This window comes from Streptomyces lincolnensis, from assembly GCF_021173675.1.
GTDB lineage: Bacteria > Actinomycetota > Actinomycetes > Streptomycetales > Streptomycetaceae > Streptomyces > Streptomyces lincolnensis_B.
The window spans coordinates 1-14,803 of the sequence record NZ_JAIHON010000004.1; the positions used below are offsets into that span (position 1 = coordinate 1).

General features: G+C 65.9%; 18 protein-coding genes and 1 pseudogene. 8 read left to right on the forward strand and 11 right to left on the reverse strand.

All coding sequences use genetic code 11. The features are described from left to right. Together K4B79_RS10700 and K4B79_RS48585 are read left to right on the forward strand one after the other, a co-directional pair. Positions 1-568 (forward strand): IS3 family transposase (locus tag K4B79_RS10700; protein ID WP_232026258.1); only part of this gene is annotated, 568 nt, incomplete at its 5' end. Positions 569-813: 245 nt separating this feature from the next. Then, positions 814-1,122, forward strand: a complete 309-nt coding sequence (locus K4B79_RS48585) for a DddA-like double-stranded DNA deaminase toxin (RefSeq protein ID WP_374208453.1) — start codon at positions 814-816, stop codon at positions 1,120-1,122. A 125-nt stretch (positions 1,123-1,247) separates the two neighbouring features. Here K4B79_RS48585 and K4B79_RS10705 read toward each other — a convergent pair whose 3' ends face one another. From K4B79_RS10705 to K4B79_RS10720, 4 genes are all read right to left on the reverse strand, one after another. Then, positions 1,248-2,018, reverse strand: coding sequence for a transposase (locus tag K4B79_RS10705; RefSeq protein ID WP_232026259.1), 771 nt, complete (start codon positions 2,016-2,018; stop codon positions 1,248-1,250). A 43-nt stretch (positions 2,019-2,061) separates the two neighbouring features. After that, a complete protein-coding gene (locus K4B79_RS10710) occupies positions 2,062-2,724 on the reverse strand; it encodes a hypothetical protein (protein WP_232026260.1) in 663 nt (220 codons plus the stop codon). A gap of 176 nt (positions 2,725-2,900) precedes the next feature. Further along, complete coding sequence (locus K4B79_RS48250; protein WP_308280429.1) at positions 2,901-3,176, reverse strand: DUF397 domain-containing protein; 276 nt, start codon at positions 3,174-3,176, stop codon at positions 2,901-2,903. Between the two features lie 10 nt (positions 3,177-3,186). After that, on the reverse strand, positions 3,187-4,038 hold the full coding sequence (locus K4B79_RS10720) for a helix-turn-helix domain-containing protein (protein ID WP_232026261.1): 852 nt from the start codon (positions 4,036-4,038) through the stop codon (positions 3,187-3,189). Between the two features lie 234 nt (positions 4,039-4,272). On the opposite strand from K4B79_RS10720, the pseudogene K4B79_RS48590 reads away from it, so the two are divergent. The 5 genes and pseudogenes from K4B79_RS48590 to K4B79_RS10745 all read left to right on the forward strand — a co-directional run bounded on the left by K4B79_RS48590 (position 4,273) and on the right by K4B79_RS10745 (position 7,563). Then, positions 4,273-4,759: pseudogene (locus K4B79_RS48590) on the forward strand (ATP-binding protein). 47 nt (positions 4,760-4,806) lie between these two features. Then, complete coding sequence (locus tag K4B79_RS10730; RefSeq protein WP_232026262.1) at positions 4,807-5,157, forward strand: hypothetical protein; 351 nt, start codon at positions 4,807-4,809, stop codon at positions 5,155-5,157. Next, positions 5,154-5,834, forward strand: a complete 681-nt coding sequence (locus K4B79_RS10735) for a nucleotidyl transferase AbiEii/AbiGii toxin family protein (protein WP_232026263.1) — start codon at positions 5,154-5,156, stop codon at positions 5,832-5,834. The genes K4B79_RS10730 and K4B79_RS10735 overlap by 4 nt, the downstream gene beginning before the upstream one ends. A 105-nt stretch (positions 5,835-5,939) precedes the next feature. After that, positions 5,940-6,560, forward strand: coding sequence for a Uma2 family endonuclease (locus K4B79_RS10740; RefSeq protein ID WP_232026264.1), 621 nt, complete (start codon positions 5,940-5,942; stop codon positions 6,558-6,560). Between the two features lie 88 nt (positions 6,561-6,648). Further along, the gene (locus K4B79_RS10745) at positions 6,649-7,563 is read left to right on the forward strand and encodes a hypothetical protein (RefSeq protein WP_232026265.1); all 915 of its coding nucleotides are present in this window, start codon (positions 6,649-6,651) and stop codon (positions 7,561-7,563) included. 21 nt (positions 7,564-7,584) lie between these two features. Here the strand turns inward: K4B79_RS10745 and K4B79_RS10750 are convergent, their stop codons facing one another. The 7 genes from K4B79_RS10750 to K4B79_RS10780 all read right to left on the reverse strand — a co-directional run bounded on the left by K4B79_RS10750 (position 7,585) and on the right by K4B79_RS10780 (position 12,855). Then, positions 7,585-7,911, reverse strand: coding sequence for a hypothetical protein (locus K4B79_RS10750; RefSeq protein ID WP_232026266.1), 327 nt, complete (start codon positions 7,909-7,911; stop codon positions 7,585-7,587). A gap of 3 nt (positions 7,912-7,914) precedes the next feature. Then, on the reverse strand, positions 7,915-8,433 hold the full coding sequence (locus tag K4B79_RS10755) for a hypothetical protein (protein ID WP_232026267.1): 519 nt from the start codon (positions 8,431-8,433) through the stop codon (positions 7,915-7,917). Positions 8,434-8,674: 241 nt separating this feature from the next. Then, complete coding sequence (locus K4B79_RS10760; protein WP_232026268.1) at positions 8,675-9,454, reverse strand: succinate dehydrogenase iron-sulfur subunit; 780 nt, start codon at positions 9,452-9,454, stop codon at positions 8,675-8,677. Further along, positions 9,454-11,208 carry a succinate dehydrogenase flavoprotein subunit gene (gene sdhA, locus K4B79_RS10765; protein WP_232026269.1) on the reverse strand — a complete coding sequence of 585 codons (1,755 nt, stop codon included), beginning with the start codon at positions 11,206-11,208 and terminating at the stop codon, positions 9,454-9,456. The genes K4B79_RS10760 and sdhA overlap by 1 nt, the downstream gene beginning before the upstream one ends. Before the next feature lie 23 nt (positions 11,209-11,231). Further along, positions 11,232-11,714 (reverse strand): succinate dehydrogenase hydrophobic membrane anchor subunit, encoded by a 483-nt coding sequence (locus K4B79_RS10770; protein ID WP_232026270.1) that lies wholly within the window; start codon positions 11,712-11,714, stop codon positions 11,232-11,234. Positions 11,715-11,719: 5 nt separating this feature from the next. Next, entirely contained in the window at positions 11,720-12,100 is a 381-nt protein-coding gene (gene sdhC / locus K4B79_RS10775) for a succinate dehydrogenase, cytochrome b556 subunit (protein ID WP_078504082.1), read from the reverse strand. Positions 12,101-12,291: 191 nt separating this feature from the next. Continuing rightward, the gene (locus K4B79_RS10780; protein ID WP_232026271.1) at positions 12,292-12,855 is read right to left on the reverse strand and encodes a 2-oxo-4-hydroxy-4-carboxy-5-ureidoimidazoline decarboxylase; all 564 of its coding nucleotides are present in this window, start codon (positions 12,853-12,855) and stop codon (positions 12,292-12,294) included. A 260-nt stretch (positions 12,856-13,115) separates the two neighbouring features. On the opposite strand from K4B79_RS10780, the gene K4B79_RS10785 reads away from it, so the two are divergent. After that, positions 13,116-14,729: a beta-N-acetylhexosaminidase gene (locus tag K4B79_RS10785; protein ID WP_269463400.1), complete on the forward strand. Its 1,614-nt coding sequence runs from the start codon at positions 13,116-13,118 to the stop codon at positions 14,727-14,729. Positions 14,730-14,803: the final 74 nt, after the last annotated feature.

The window sequence follows — 14,803 nt, forward strand, 5'->3', positions numbered from 1 at the left end:
GACGAAACAGGACCGCTCGGCTGCGCCAGCGCCGGATCTGATCCTGCGGGACTTCACGGCGCCGATGCCCGGCCTGAAGCTCGTCGGTGACATCACCTGCCTGCCGACTGCAGAGGGATGGCTGTATCTGGCGACGGTGATCGATCTGTGCACGCGTGAAGTGGTGGGCTGGTCGATGGCCGACCACATGCGGACCCAACTCGTCGAGGACGCCATCCGAATGGCCCATACCGGCGGGCACACCGCCGGCAACGCAATCTTTCATTCGGACCGCGGCTCGCAATACACGTCTCGTCAATTCCGGGATGTTCTGGCGGAGTTGGACATCAGGCAGAGCGTCGGTCGAACCGGGTCCTGTTTCGATAATGCCGCGGCGGAGAGTTTCTTCGCCGTCCTCAAAGCCGAGATCGGCACGACGGTCTGGGAGTCGATCACGCAGGCTCGGCAGGACGTTTTCCGGTGGATCGCGGAACATTACAACCGGGAGCGGATCCACTCGACCATCGGCTACATCACGCCGTACGAAGCGAGAACCCGCTACCGACAACGACTCGGCCTTGCGGCATAGAACGGAAGTGTCGGGCCCCGAGGGGTCACTTCAGTGGGGCATTGGCTCTGGATGGCATGCAAGGGGGGTAATGCGTGTCCTGAGGGTGCCACGTCGAGCTTCATGCAGACTGTTGCTGCAGGTATTTTGCTTTCGGCTGGAATGGGCGGGGTGGTTCGACCGGGCGGGGTGGGAAGGTTGTAACTCACGAAGATGGGTTTGCCGCGGCTGGTAAAGCAAATAAGAAATTTACAAACCCTGGAAACATGTCCGGAGCCCTGTACCTGGAGGGGTATGACGACTCGATACCCTTGTCGTCAGGGCGCAACAATCTTAAACCCGGATATGTTAACCCGCCCGGATCTGGAAGTTTTCATCATCATCTGGAAGCCCAGGCTGCGGCTGAAATGAGAAAGACTAGAAGCAAACTTGGGTGTCTGTATATCACTGGAGACTATATTTGTGGGGCCTGTAATGACAGGCTTCCACGTATGCTGCCCAGAGGGGCGACCCTTGAAGTTACCTACAAGGACGGAACTGGGAAGATTCAAACCGTTCCGTATAGAGGCGAGTGAGTCGCAGAAGGTGAACCGGGTGACACGGTTTCATATTTTATCTCCGTGTCACCCGTCGACGTTTCCGTGCTAAGGGCTGTCCCGTAAATGATCTTTGGCGCGCTGGATGGCCTGCGGGTTCTGCATCACCCGGCGAGGACGAGGTTGTGCAGGCGGGCGATGCCGAGCATGGCGTGGTGGACGCCGTCGCCTTTCAGTCGGCAGTCGCGAAGGATCTTCCAGCCCTTCATCCGGGCGAAGGCGTGCTCCACGCGGGAACGGACTCTGCGGTGGGAGGCGTTGTGCTCCTCCTTCCAGTCCGGGAGTTCGGTCTGGCCTTTCTCGCGGCGGTGCGGGATGACCAGGCCGGTGCCGCGGTAGCCGCCGTCTGCGATGACCGTGGTGTTGCCGACGGCGTCTTTGGCGCCGGACAGCTCCCACGCCTTGCAGTCGTTGCGGTTGCCGGCGACTGGTCGGCCGACCGCGACGACGAGCCGGGTGTCGGCGTCGATGACGACCTGGTGGTTGGTGGAGTACCGGTAGTTCTTGGACTGCTCGGCGATGGTGTGGTCACGGGTGGGAACGAGGGTGCCGTCCACGATCAGCACGGTGTCCTTGCGGAACCGCTTGCGCTGCTGGAGCGCGAGCGCGGGCCCGAGGTGGTCGATGATGCGGTCGGCCGCCGACTTGGACACCCCGAACAGTGGGGCCAGTTGGCGCAGGGTCAGATTCGTCCGCCAGTACGCGGCGACCAGGAGCACGCGGTCCTCCAGCGGCAGGCTCCATGGCCGGCCCTTGCGCACCGGGTCCGCACCCTCACGACGGAGCGCGGTGATCAGCTTGCCGAACTGGCGCGGGCTCAGCCCGGTGAACGGGGCTATCCAGGAGGGCTCAGACGCCGTGATCACACCAGGCACGACAAGATCATCTCACCCATGACCAGCAGTTACGGGACAACCCTTAGTCGCCGCGGTGGCCGGATGTCACCCAATCGATTGCATGGATTTCATCTAGGTATGCAAGACCCGTTTGAGTGCTGCTTCCGATTTGAATCGAGACGTACCCCGGCTTATCTCCCCAAGGTTCAACCTCCTCGATTGCTGGACCGATGTCTGCGATGAGGGTGCTGTTCATGAAGATGCGGTGCCCTGGGCGAGGCCAGCGCCATCCTCCGAACGCCACTTCGGTCATTGGGGTAAGAATGCTTTGGAGCAGGCCCAGTTCTACCTCATCGCATGATCGCCTTGATGTGGCATTATAGGCTGCCTCCTGCACGGCATTATGGATGAGAAACTCATTGAGGGGTTCACGAGCCTTTTCCCACGGAGTGTAAAGCTGGCCTTCGTAGACATCCCATGGGCTGTCGGGGTTGAAGGCCCAGATGGCTTCGCCTGGATCCTCCAAGAAAATTTCCATACCTTCAGTGACTTTGATTTCTTCGGGCTTGTAGAACTTCTTCAGTGTTACGAGTGATCTTTCCCATCGGGAAGAGACCTGATACCAGCTTGCCAGAGGCGAGGGAATCCAAGAGTAATCGGCTGGCAGCTGTCTGGTTGGTTTGTCGGGCGGCCCGTACCAGTCAGCAAGGAACTTGGACAAGTTAATGCTTGCTGGATCAATCATGGGGAAATTATGTCACATGTCGCCTGGTGGGGTCAGGCCTGTGGGGGTACGGTGCGTGGATCTGGACGATGTGTGGGCCGACTCGTTCCAAGTAAGGAGATGAGGGCCATAAGGGCGCTCAGACATCGGATGATTGCTGGCATAGAAATGCTGGTGTCGTTAAGTTTCCGGATTCGTCAGTGGAAAATTTCGGATTTTTCACCCGTATGCTGCCGCGGGTGGAAGTGGGGGAAGTCGGTGGAGATCGGTTGCCGAGATGTTGCCCGCTCGAAGTCATCTGCCGACTTGAGGGCGGATATCAGAGCACTGATTTGGCGAGGAAGGGTGGTGAGCAGTATCTCCGGTTCATCACTCTCGCGCAGGAGGATCGGTCCTGTAGGAGTGGCGGCGAGGTAGACGCAGGCGGAGCCTTCTTCGCTGTAGGTGGACTTCTGCCAGGTCAGGTCGGTCACGGTTCGTCTCTCAGGTGTCTTGGGCGATGTGGTGGATGAGATCGAGGGAGGCTGCGGGACCCAGGGTCACGGCCTGCATGCGGTCCAGGACGAGTCGGTACTTCTCCAATTGTCCTACGGCATCGACGAGTTCGCTGCCGTGCGCGGTGTCGACCTCGACGGTGTCGAGGGTCGGTACCAGCCCGTGGAAGTAGTCGACGGCGTGGCCGGTGGTCGGGAACGACGTGCCGTCGAAGGGGATCACACGGATGCTGATATTCGCCTGCGCGCTGATCTCTGTGAGGTGCTTCAGCTGGGCTTTGGCCACGTCCCGTCCGCCGAACTGCATACGTAGGGCGGCCTCGTGGACGATCGCCGTGTACGGCGGAGGCTGCTCGCGGTGGAGGATGGCCTGCCGCTTGATGCGGTGGGAGATGCGGTACTCGATCTCGTGCGGGCGCAGGCCCGGCACCGCCTCGCGGAACAATGCGCGGGCATGTTCCGGCGTTTGGAGAAGGCCGGGGATGTTGATGACCTGGGTCACGCGCAGGGCGGTGGCATGGTGCTCCAGCTCCGCGAGATCGAGGAGTCGGGTCGGCAAGCTGTCCCGGTACTCCTCCCACCAGCCTCGCGTGCGATCGGCGGCCATGTCGGCGAGGGCGTCGATCAGAGCGATGTCAGTGCAGCCGTAGATGTGGGCGAGGGTGCGTACGCGCTCCGCGCTGATGCCGAAGCGGTTGGCCTCGATGTTGCTCATCTGTGCCTGTGTGGTGCCCAGTGCCCGAGCGGCCTCGGCTGCGGTCATGCCGGCTCGCTCCCGCAGGCGGCGCAACTCGACTCCGATGCGCAGGCGGCGAGCTGTGACGACCGTTCGTGGTGCCATGTTCTCGCTCCGTTCCGTACACCTGATGCGGTGGTAACCCACACGAGGTAAATCCCTGAAGCTTTTGCAGATTGGAGCAAAACCTTCAGGGATTGCAGTCTACGGTGAGACTCGAACCGCTCAGCCGACTCCGCCGATAACCGGAAGCGCACCGTGCCGCACTCAAGCGCACGGCACTGCCACCGCCCGGCGATTCGTGGAGCGACCAAGTCCCCCCGACCTCAGGAGGAGTTCATGGTCACCGTATCCCCGTCCGAGTGCGAAGTGTCCCCAACTTGGGCGTACACCCTCCAACTGCCCCACGATCCGCGCGCCGCGCGCATCGCGCGGATCACACTGCGTGCTGTCCTCGCCGGCCACGGCATGTGCCAACTCCAGGACTCGGCCGAGCTGTTGGCATCAGAGCTGGTCACCAACGCCTACCGGTACGCGACCGGGCCGGCCACTCTCAGTCTCTGCGGACTTGCTCGCGGCCGACTTCGGCTGAGGTGTCGGGGACACCAATCCGCACATCCCTCCTCCCTTCGATAAACGGTCCGGTCCCGTTTGTGCGGTTCCGGGCGAGGCCGACGGCGGTCGCGGGCTGTTGCTTGTGTGCCACTACGCGGATGCGTGGGGCGGATATCCGCTGGGGGACGATCTCTTCGGGCGGGGCGGGAAGCTGTTGTGGTGTGAGGTGGGAGTGTCGTCGGCCTGCGGCAGTGGAGCGGTTGCCGCGTGATCGCGCTTGCGACCGCGGCCTACCTGCCAGACCGGCATACTGCTGGTGTGGCCGACTACGCAGACGACAGTAGGAGAGCTCCCTCCCGCTGGGGCTACGGGACGGAGCGGCTACCGACGACGCTCGACGAATTGGCTGGGCCCGAGAGCGGGAACATTGAGCTTCCCCTGCATCTTGCCTGGTCCGGGCTGCGCGTCTTCGCTCTCGGGGATGTGAAGCTGCTGATCGGTCTCTACCGGATCATCTTGAACAATGGATCCAGGGACGATTTCGTGCGCTACCTCAACCGTGGTCACCTCGTCCGGCACTGGCCGGTTCTCCGCAAGATGCTCGGTCGTGGGGTACGCGAGCCCTGGGAGGAAGCGTTTCCCGAGCTCCGTCGGTCCAGCGCCGTATGAAGCTGCCCCCTCTGCATCGCCGTCTGCTGGCGGACGCCTTGGAGGCAGGCGAGGAGTACGAGCTTGCCCTGGCCGGCGGGTTCGCTGTACAGGCTCATGGCCTGGTCTGTCGCCCGAGCCAGGACCTGGACTTCGCCACTCGGCACGATGCGTCGATGCCGGACATTGTCTCGCGTCTCGCGGACGGCCTACAGGACAAGGGCTGGGGGGTCACCGTGGTGGACGTCAGGCCGCTCAAAGCGCGGCTGCTCGTCACGGACCCCGTCGGTGAAGAGGCCTGCGAGGTGGATCTCCTCAAAGAGGCGCTGTCCCGTCGGCCCGTGGTGATGGAGGTCGGGCCCGTGGTCGATCTCGAAGACCTGGTGGTCATGAAGGTCCACGCCCTCGGCGACCGTGGCCTGCCGCGGGACGTGATCGACGTGCATGCAGCCTGCCGGTACTACTCCGTGATCGAGCTCGAACAACTGGGGCTGCGCGACGAGGCGGAGTTCGACCTGGTCGAGCTGCGGGACCGGCTGGAGAGCGTCGTATGGGTGAGTGACGAGGAGTTCGCGGCGTACGGGCTGGGGTCGGAGGAGATCGTGGAGTTGCGGCGGTGGGCGTTGGAGTGGGAGTCCGATCTCGGACTACGGCTCGCTGAGGACTATGAGGATCCGGAGGGCGACGACATCGAGTAGTAGTCCAGGGCCCGACTTATTGGATCACTCATTGAGGTGAGGCGGCTGTCATTGCCCCTGGGTACGCTGAATCATCCGGCGAGACTCCGTCCCATGGGAGCACCAATGAGCGCCGTATCCGACGACGGGCCGGACGACGAGCCGGTGTACCGCTGGCCGATTCCGCCCCCTGAGGGCTGGACCGCGGACGACCTCGACCGGATTCCGGGCCTCCCGCCTCACACGGAGTTGATTGACGGGAGTCTCGTCTTCACGAGTCCGCAGACCCGGTTTCATCTGCGTTGTATGCGTCTGCTGGAGTACAACCTGCTGAGTCAGGCTCCGGATCACTTCGATGTCGACCGAGAATTCACGGTGCGGCTGGACGACAGGAACCGGCCCGAGCCCGACCTGCTGGTGGTCCCCGCCGAGGCGGCCACGGGTCCCTCCCAGACCTGGCACAGGCCTGAGGACGTCATCCTCGCGATTGAGGTCGTCTCGCCCGATTCCCGCCAACGTGACCGTGAAGTCAAGCCCCGCAAGTACGCGGCCGCCGGCGTGCGCCACTTCTGGCGTGTCGAGCAGGACGACGACAAAGGGTTTCCCGTCGTGTACGTCTACGAACTCGACCCCGCCACGAAGTCCTACGGCCTCACTGGCATCTTCCACGACCGGCTCAAGCTCTCCGTGCCCTTCGACATCGAGATCGACCTGACAGCTGTGAATCGGCGCCCTGGATCCTCATAGGGCCGACCACCGCCCCTCCCTCCGCTCCGTTTGACGTCCCGTTCCATACTGAACACCGCTCAAGGGGCGTATGGGGAGGGCGGGGCGCGTGCGACGGGTGCTGGCGGTGCATTTCGTGCCGTGCGCGCTGTTCGTGGGTGGGGTGCTCGGGTTCGTACGCGCGGGGAGTTTCTCGGGGCGCAGTGACTGGGGTGCTGTGTGGCCGGAGCGGCCGATGGCGGTCATGGGCGTGCTGGCTACGGTCACAGTCTGCGCGTCGTTGCTGGGAGTGCTGCTCCAGCCGTTCCAGGTCCGGGCGGTGCGTGTCCTGGAGGGGTACTGGGACCGGTGGTACCTCACAGCCAGGCTCGCCGGGGTATTGGCCCAGTTGCAGCGCCGGCGGTGGCAGGCACTGCGGAGGCGGGTTGAGCAGGTGGCGCGTGATGACACCGCTCTTCGGCTCCAGGCCGATGCCCGGCGTCGTCTCGCTCTCCGCCCGTCGGTGGAGGCGCTTCTGCCCACCGCGCTCGGAAACGCCTTGCGCGCGGGAGAGCTGAGCGCGGGTGAGCGCTACGGCCTGACCACACTGACCTCCTGGCCACGGATCTATCCACAGGTGTCCGGCTACCTGGCTCAGGCCTTGCGTTCCACCCGCGATGCGCTCGACACCGCGGTCAACCTGTGCTGGTCCTTCCTGGCACTCACCCTGACGGCTGCGGTGGCCCTGTACGACGAGATGTCCACATGGTGGTTGTGCGGGGCAGGCCTGGTGCTGGCCTGGGTGGCGTACAAGGGTGCGGTCACGGTCGCGCAGTCGTACTCCGCCCTGATGCATGTCGTGTACGACCTGCACCGGTTCGACCTGGCCGCCGCTCTACGTCACCGACTCCCCGACGACCGGGAGGAAGAGCTGGAGCTGTTCGCCCGCATTTCGGACCTGGTTGCCGGACGAGGGCGACTCGACGTTCGGTATCACCACGGCGGCGCCGACTGCCGGCCATGCCGGGACGAGGCCGGCAGCTGAGGGATTCTCGTTCGGCGGGTCCTATATGCGGCGCCTCTTGGCCTCCCGCACCTTCAGCCAGGCCGCGTTCGCAATCTTGATATCCCGTTGCCACAGCGCGACGGGAGGTATTCCCTCGTACTCGCAGCCTTCGTCGTGATCGACCTCCAAGCCGCGTGGATCAGGAAAGACCGCTTCGTCCGGTGCTCCGCATTCGGGCACCGTGGCTTCCCAGGCTACGAGCTCTTGCGGTGTGTATGTCGTCCGGTTGTTGTGGGTGACGCCAGTTGGCACCTCAGCGGTGCAACCAAGACAGATCGGCCTCCGAGGTGGCGGAGGGAAGCCCGGGAGTTCGAGTTCAACGAGCACGCGTCAACCCCTTCTACCGATGGCACGACGAACAAGTACGTCTAGCGGGTACTTGGCGACCTTTCGATGGAGATACGTGATCCAGACCCCGTCCGCGACGGTTGCCAGCAGGGAGATGGCTGCTGCCGTCCAGCGCCATGGCGCCTGTCGGCCGTCATCAGGCGGGACGAGCGCTGCGGCGATGCCGAGGCCGAGAAGCAGGGTGCCGACGTTGAAGCAGATCACAGCGGCGAGGTTGTAGTTCTGCCAGTCCTCGTGGTCTTCCTGCTGCTTCTGCCACAACGTCAGCTTGTGCTTGCTGACGTAGGTTTCCGAATACCAGTTCACGAGGTCGTCATACGAATACAGATAGAGCCGTGCGTGATAACTGAGCTGAATGCTGGCGATGAGCGTGATGGCAGAGACCACGAGCAACAGCAGGATCGGTCCGGGCCAACGGAAGTGTGTGTCGCCCCCGCCGACTACTCCCGCCAGAGAGAGCGCTGCCGCCGTCAGCAGAGGAGCGGCGACGAAGAGCGCCATCGCATCGGCAGGACCGTAACCGAGAGGGCGTGGCGCGTTCCAGGGAATCCTTCCTGGACCGGGCGGCTCGAGCTCCGACACGCTTCCCCCTCCGGAAGCCAGAACCACAACGGATGGAATGGATTGGAGTGTGACGGCCCACGCCCCGCTTCCGCAGCAGCGCGAACCGGCCAAAAACACCAGAGGGCCCTGTTCCCCAAGTGAAGGAAACAGGGCCCTGAGGCGCTACAGCGAACGAAGATCAGAAGCGCCGAGTGATCAGCGCCCTCTTCACTTCCTGGATCGCCTTCGTGACCTCGATGCCGCGAGGGCAGGCGTCCGTGCAGTTGAAGGTGGTGCGGCAGCGCCAGACGCCGTCGCGGTCGTTGAGGATCTCCAGGCGCTGTTCGCCCGCTTCGTCACGGCTGTCGAAGATGAAGCGGTGGGCGTTGACGATCGCCGCCGGGCCGAAGTACTGGCCGTCGTTCCAGAAGACCGGGCAGGACGACGTGCAGGCCGCGCACAGGATGCACTTCGTCGTGTCGTCGAAGCGCTCGCGGTCCTCGGCGGTCTGGAAGCGCTCGCGGGTCGGCTCGTTCGTGTCCTTCGTGATGAGGAAGGGCATGACGTCGCGGTAGGCCTGGAAGAACGGCTCCATGTCGACCACGAGGTCCTTCAGGACCGTCAGGCCCTTGATGGGCTCGACCGTGATCGGCTTCTCGGGGTTGATGTCCTTGATCAGGGTCTTGCAGGCGAGGCGGTTCTTGCCGTTGATCCGCATCGCGTCGGAGCCGCAGATGCCGTGGGCGCAGGAGCGGCGGAAAGTGAGCGTGCCGTCCTGGTCCCACTTGATCTTGTGGAGGGCGTCGAGGACACGCTCCTTGGGGTCGATCTCCAGCTGGAAGTCTTCCCAGGTGGCCTCCGCCGAGACCTCGGAGTTGAAGCGGCGGACGCGGAACGTGGCCGTGATGTACGGGGAGTCGGCGAAGCCGGGCTCGGGCGTGCCTGCCGTGTCCGCCTTGTCCAGGGTCGGGGTTGCCATCAGTACTTACGCTCCATCGGCTGGTAGCGGGTCTGGACGACCGGCTTGTAGTCGAGACGGACGGTCTCGGTGCCGTCGTCGCCGACCTCGCGGTACGCCATGGTGTGGCGCATGAAGTTGACGTCGTCGCGGTTGGGGTAGTCCTCGCGGTAGTGACCGCCGCGGGACTCCTTGCGGGCCAGGGCGGAGACGGCCATGACCTCGGCCAGGTCGAGCAGGTTGCCCAGCTCGATGGCCTCCAGCAGGTCCGTGTTGAACCGCTTGCCCTTGTCCTGGATCGAGACGTTCAGGTAGCGCTCGCGGAGCTCCGCGATCTTCTCCACCGCCGTCTTGATCGTCTGCTCCGTGCGGAACACCATGACGTTGGCGTCCATGGTCTCCTGGAGCTCGCGGCGCAGGACCGACACGCGCTCGGTGCCCGTCGCGTCCCGCAGGCGCTCGACCTGCGAGATCACCAGCTCCGCCGGGTTCTCCGGCAGCTCGACGAAGTCCGCCTTCTGGCTGTACTCCGCCGCCGCGATGCCCGCGCGCTTGCCGAACACGTTGATGTCCAGCAGCGAGTTCGTGCCGAGGCGGTTGGCGCCGTGGACGGACACGCAGGCGACCTCGCCGGCCGCGTACAGGCCCGGGACGACCGTCGTGTTGTCCGCCAGGACCTCACCCTCGACGTTCGTCGGGATGCCGCCCATCGCGTAGTGCGCGGTGGGCTGGATCGGGATCGGGTCCGTGTACGGCTCGATGCCCAGGTAGGTGCGCGCGAACTCGGTGATGTCGGGCAGCTTGGCGTCCAGCTGCTCCGGCGGGAGGTGGGTCAGGTCGAGGTAGACGTGGTCGCCCTCGGGGCCGCAGCCGCGACCCTCCCGGATCTCCGTGTAGATGGAGCGGGACACGACGTCTCGCGACGCCAGGTCCTTCATCACCGGCGCGTACTTCTCCATGAAGCGCTCGCCGTCCTTGTTGCGGAGGATGCCGCCCTCACCACGGGCGCCCTCCGTCAGCAGGATGCCCATGCGCCAGATGCCGGTCGGGTGGAACTGAAAGAACTCCATGTCCTCCAGCGGCAGGCCCCGGCGGTAGACCGCCGCCTGGCCGTCGCCCGTCAGCGTGTGCGCGTTCGACGTCACCTTGAAGAACTTGCCGCAGCCGCCGGACGCGTAGATCACGGCCTTCGCCTGGAAGACGTGGATCTCGCCCGTCGCGAGCTCGTACGCGACCACGCCCGCCGACCGCTTCACGCCGTCGACCTCGGTGATCAGCTGGTCCAGGACGTAGAACTCGTTGAAGAACTCCACGCCCTCCTTGACGCAGTTCTGGTACAGCGTCTGGAGGATCATGTGGCCGGTGCGGTCGGCCGCGTAGCAGGAGCGGCGGACCGGGGCCTCGCCGTGGTTCCGGCTGTGACCGCCGAAGCGGCGCTGGTCGATCGTGCCGTTCGGGGTGCGGTTGAACGGCAGGCCCATCTTCTCCAGGTCGAGGACGGAGTCGATGGCCTCCTTCGCCAGGATCTCGGCGGCGTCCTGGTCGACCAGGTAGTCACCGCCCTTGACCGTGTCGAAGGTGTGCCACTCCCAGTTGTCCTCCTCCACGTTGGCCAGCGCGGCGGCCATGCCGCCCTGCGCGGCGCCCGTGTGGGAGCGGGTGGGGTAGAGCTTGGTCAGCACGGCGGTGCGGCTGCGCTTCGTCGACTCGATGGCCGCGCGCATGCCCGCGCCGCCGGCGCCGACGATGACGGTGTCGTACTTGTGGATCTTCATGAGTGGTTGCCTCAGCCCCGTGCCTAGCGGATGTTCGGGTCGAAGGTGAAGATCACCAGCGTGCCCAGCAGGATGGTGAACACCGTGGCGGTGTAGAGCAGGCCCTTGAGCCACAGCCGGGTGTTCGCGCGCTCCGCGTAGTCGTTGATGATCGTGCGCAGGCCGTTGGCGCCGTGCAGCATGGCCAGCCACAGCATCAACAGGTCCCAGACCTGCCAGAACGGCGAGGCCCAGCGGCCCGCCACGAAGGCGAAGCCGATCTTCGACACGCCGCCGTCCAGCACCAGCTGGATCAGCAGGTGGCCGATGACCAGGACGACCAGCACGATGCCCGACAGACGCATGAACAGCCACGCGACCATCTCGAAGTTGCCCCGGGTGCTCTTCGGGGTCTTCTTGGTGCGCTTGCGCGGGGCCTCGATGAGAGGGGCCGGGTTGTCGACGCCGTAGAGGGACTCGCCCTCGACGGGGCCGATACCGGACGCGGTCTTTTCAGCAGTGGACATGCGCGTCAGCTCCCGAACAGTTCACGAGCGGCGTGGCCGAGGACGGGGTAGATCGCCCCGAGCATCAGCACGAGCCACAGGCCGACGACGGACCAGAGCATCTGCTTCTGGTAGCGCGGGCCCTTCGACCAGAAGTCGACGGCGATGACGCGCAGACCGTTGAGCGCGTGGAAGAGGATGGCGGCGACGAGGCCGTACTCCAGTAGCGCGACGATCGGCGTCTTGTACGTGGCTACGACCTTGTCGTAGTCCTCGGGGGAGACACGGACAAGTGCGGTGTCCAGCACGTGAACGAACAGGAAGAAGAAGATGAGGACGCCGGTGACTCGATGAGCCACCCAGGACCACATTCCTTCCCGGCCGCGGTACAGCGTTCCAGCCGGCACGGAAGAACCCTCCGGGAGCGGGGATTGGGGCCGCGCCGGCTTCTGTGTCGGACGGGCCCGGCCGGGTACGGTCCACCGGCCCCCAGCATCGTAGCGAGACGCTAGCGCTGGGCTTACGCCGGGCCCATCTGTGTGATCAAAGTGGCACGCGTATGGGTGAGCGTTGCGGCTTCCGAGGGGGTTTGTCCTGCTTATGCGCCGGGTGCAGGCCGGCAGTGGCTGGTCGCGCAGTTCCCCGCGCCACTGAGGAGGACCAGTAGCCGTCCCTTTGCCAGGCGGCGTAGTTCCTCCGCCGCCACCACGCGTTCCTCTTCTGGATCGTTTGTCAATCGTGACCGGATGCCTGCCAGGACGTGGTCCAGGGCTTCCTCGGGGGCCAGGCCGTCGAGGCAGATGACGAACTGGTGGCCGAATCTGGCTTCGTACGCCGCATGTGCCGCGTCCAGCGCCATGTGCGCGGCGCCGTACGCGTCCGCCGGCAGCCCCGGCAAGGTCTCGCCCGCCAAGGCCTCCGCCAGGTCGCCCGGCGTCAGGTCGTACGCCGCCTCGTCCGACGCGGCGAGGAGGGCGTCCAGGTCCGGGTACGGGCGGTGGGCCGCGATGCGGGTGGCCCAGCGGTGGCTGCGGAGGCAGGTGAGGAGCGTGGGGCGGAGGTCGTCGGCGGGAGTGGTGTTGAACCGGTCCAGAGGGGCGCTGCGGGGCTGCTCGGGCAGCGTCGGTATGGCGACTCGGCCAGGAAGATGTGTGGGCGTCACGTGTGTTTCGGCAGGGGAAGCTGTGAGCGATGTGGCGCCACGTTATCGAGTGACGCTCCGACGTGTCCGTCCGATGCGCGAATTTCATCCGAACGGGAGAGTTTCAGAACGTGTGGTGGACGCGACGCGACCCCTGAGGCGCCGGGCGCGACCCCCGAGGCCCTAGGTTGGCGCCCGTGAACCAGCACAGGCGGAGTCAGCACGGACAGGGCCGGAACGGACGCGGGGCGGGCGGACCCGGGACCTCGGTGAAGGCGGCCCTGCGGCGGACCTGGGTGCTGGTCCTCGCCGTGGTCCTCGTGACGGTCGCGGCCGGGGTCGGCCTCGGCCTCTGGGCCACCGGCGGCGACGGCGACGGCGAGGACGGCGGGCCCGCCGGGGCGTCCCAGGACACGGCCGCCGGCCCGAGCCCGACCCCCACGCCCAGCCCGAGCCCCACCCGCTGGTACCCCCTGTCCAAGGCCCCCCGCACCATCCCCGCCGTCCGCTCGCACACGCCAGCGCGTGGCCCGGGCTGGAAGCCGGCGAAGGGGCTGCGGGTCGTCGTGAGCGACGGGGACCTGGCCGACGAGGGGCGGCTGCTCGCCGGTGAGCTGGGGATGGCGTACGCGGGCGAGAAGGCCGACGTGCGCGCCGGGGACGTACGGCTGGCGCTCAGCGGGGACGAGGGGGCGGACCCGGAGTCGTACACCATGACCGTGCGCGGCGGGCGGGTGACCATCAGCGGGCCGGCCGACGCGGGCGTGTTCTACGGCACCCGCACGCTCAAGCAGGAGGTGCGCGGCGGCGGCACGGCGCCGGAGGGCGTCGTACGGGACGAGCCGGCCAAGCCGGTGCGCGGGCTGATGCTGGACATCGCGCGCAAGCACTTCACCGCGGACTGGATCGAGGACCGGGTGCGGGAGCTCGGTGACCTGAAGTTCAACCAGCTGGGCCTGCACTTCTCCGACGACCAGGGATTCCGGATCGAGTCCGACTCGCATCCGGAGGTCGTCTCCGAGGACCACCTGACCAAGGCGCAGGTGCGGCGGATCGTCTCGCTCGCGGCCCAGCGGCACATCACCGTCGTCCCCGAGATCGACTCGCCCGGGCATCTCGGGGCCGTCATCGACGCCCACCCCGAGCTGCAACTGCGCAGTGCGGCGGGGCTGGCCCCGCGGGGAGCCATCGACATCTCCGAGCCCGCCTCCGCCGAGATCGTCGACGACCTGCTGAAGGAGTACGCCGAGCTCTTCCCCGGCGCTGCCTGGCACCTCGGCGGCGACGAGTACCGGGCGCTGATGGTGTCCAGTCCCGCGGCCACCTACCCGCAGCTGGCCGCCGCCGCCCGGAAGGCCTACGGCACCGGCGCCACCGTCGCGGACCTGACGACCGGGTGGCTCAACGACCGCGCCGCCACCGTCCGGGCGCTCGGCAGGACCCCGCGCGCGTGGAACGACGGCTTCTTCCGGGGGACGTCCGTGCGGCCCGCGGACGACCTCCAGGTCGCCTACTGGACGGGCAAGGAGATCGGCGCGCGGCCGCCGGTGGAGTACCTGAGCGCGGGGCGCGAGCTCGTCAACTACAACGACGAGTTCCTCTACTACGTCCTCGGGCAGCCGCTCACCTTCGTCTATCCGACGGGACAGCGGATCTACGAGCGGTGGACACCGCTCGTGGTGCGCGGCACGAGGGCGGTGCCCTCGACGTACGACGACCAGATCCTCGGCGGGTCCTTCGCGGTGTGGGGTGACCTGCCGAACTCCCAGACCCAGGCGCAGGTCGCGGCCGGGATCCGGATGCCGCTCAGGGCGACCGTGCAGAAGCTGTGGGACCCGCGCGAGCCGGCGCTGTCCTGGACGGAGTTCAGGGCGCTCGCCGACCGGCTTGGCTGAACCCCGGCGCAACCGGGGGCGGATTGCCCCATACGCCTGCGAACTCCCGTGCGACTGTGGTGTATTCGGCCCCA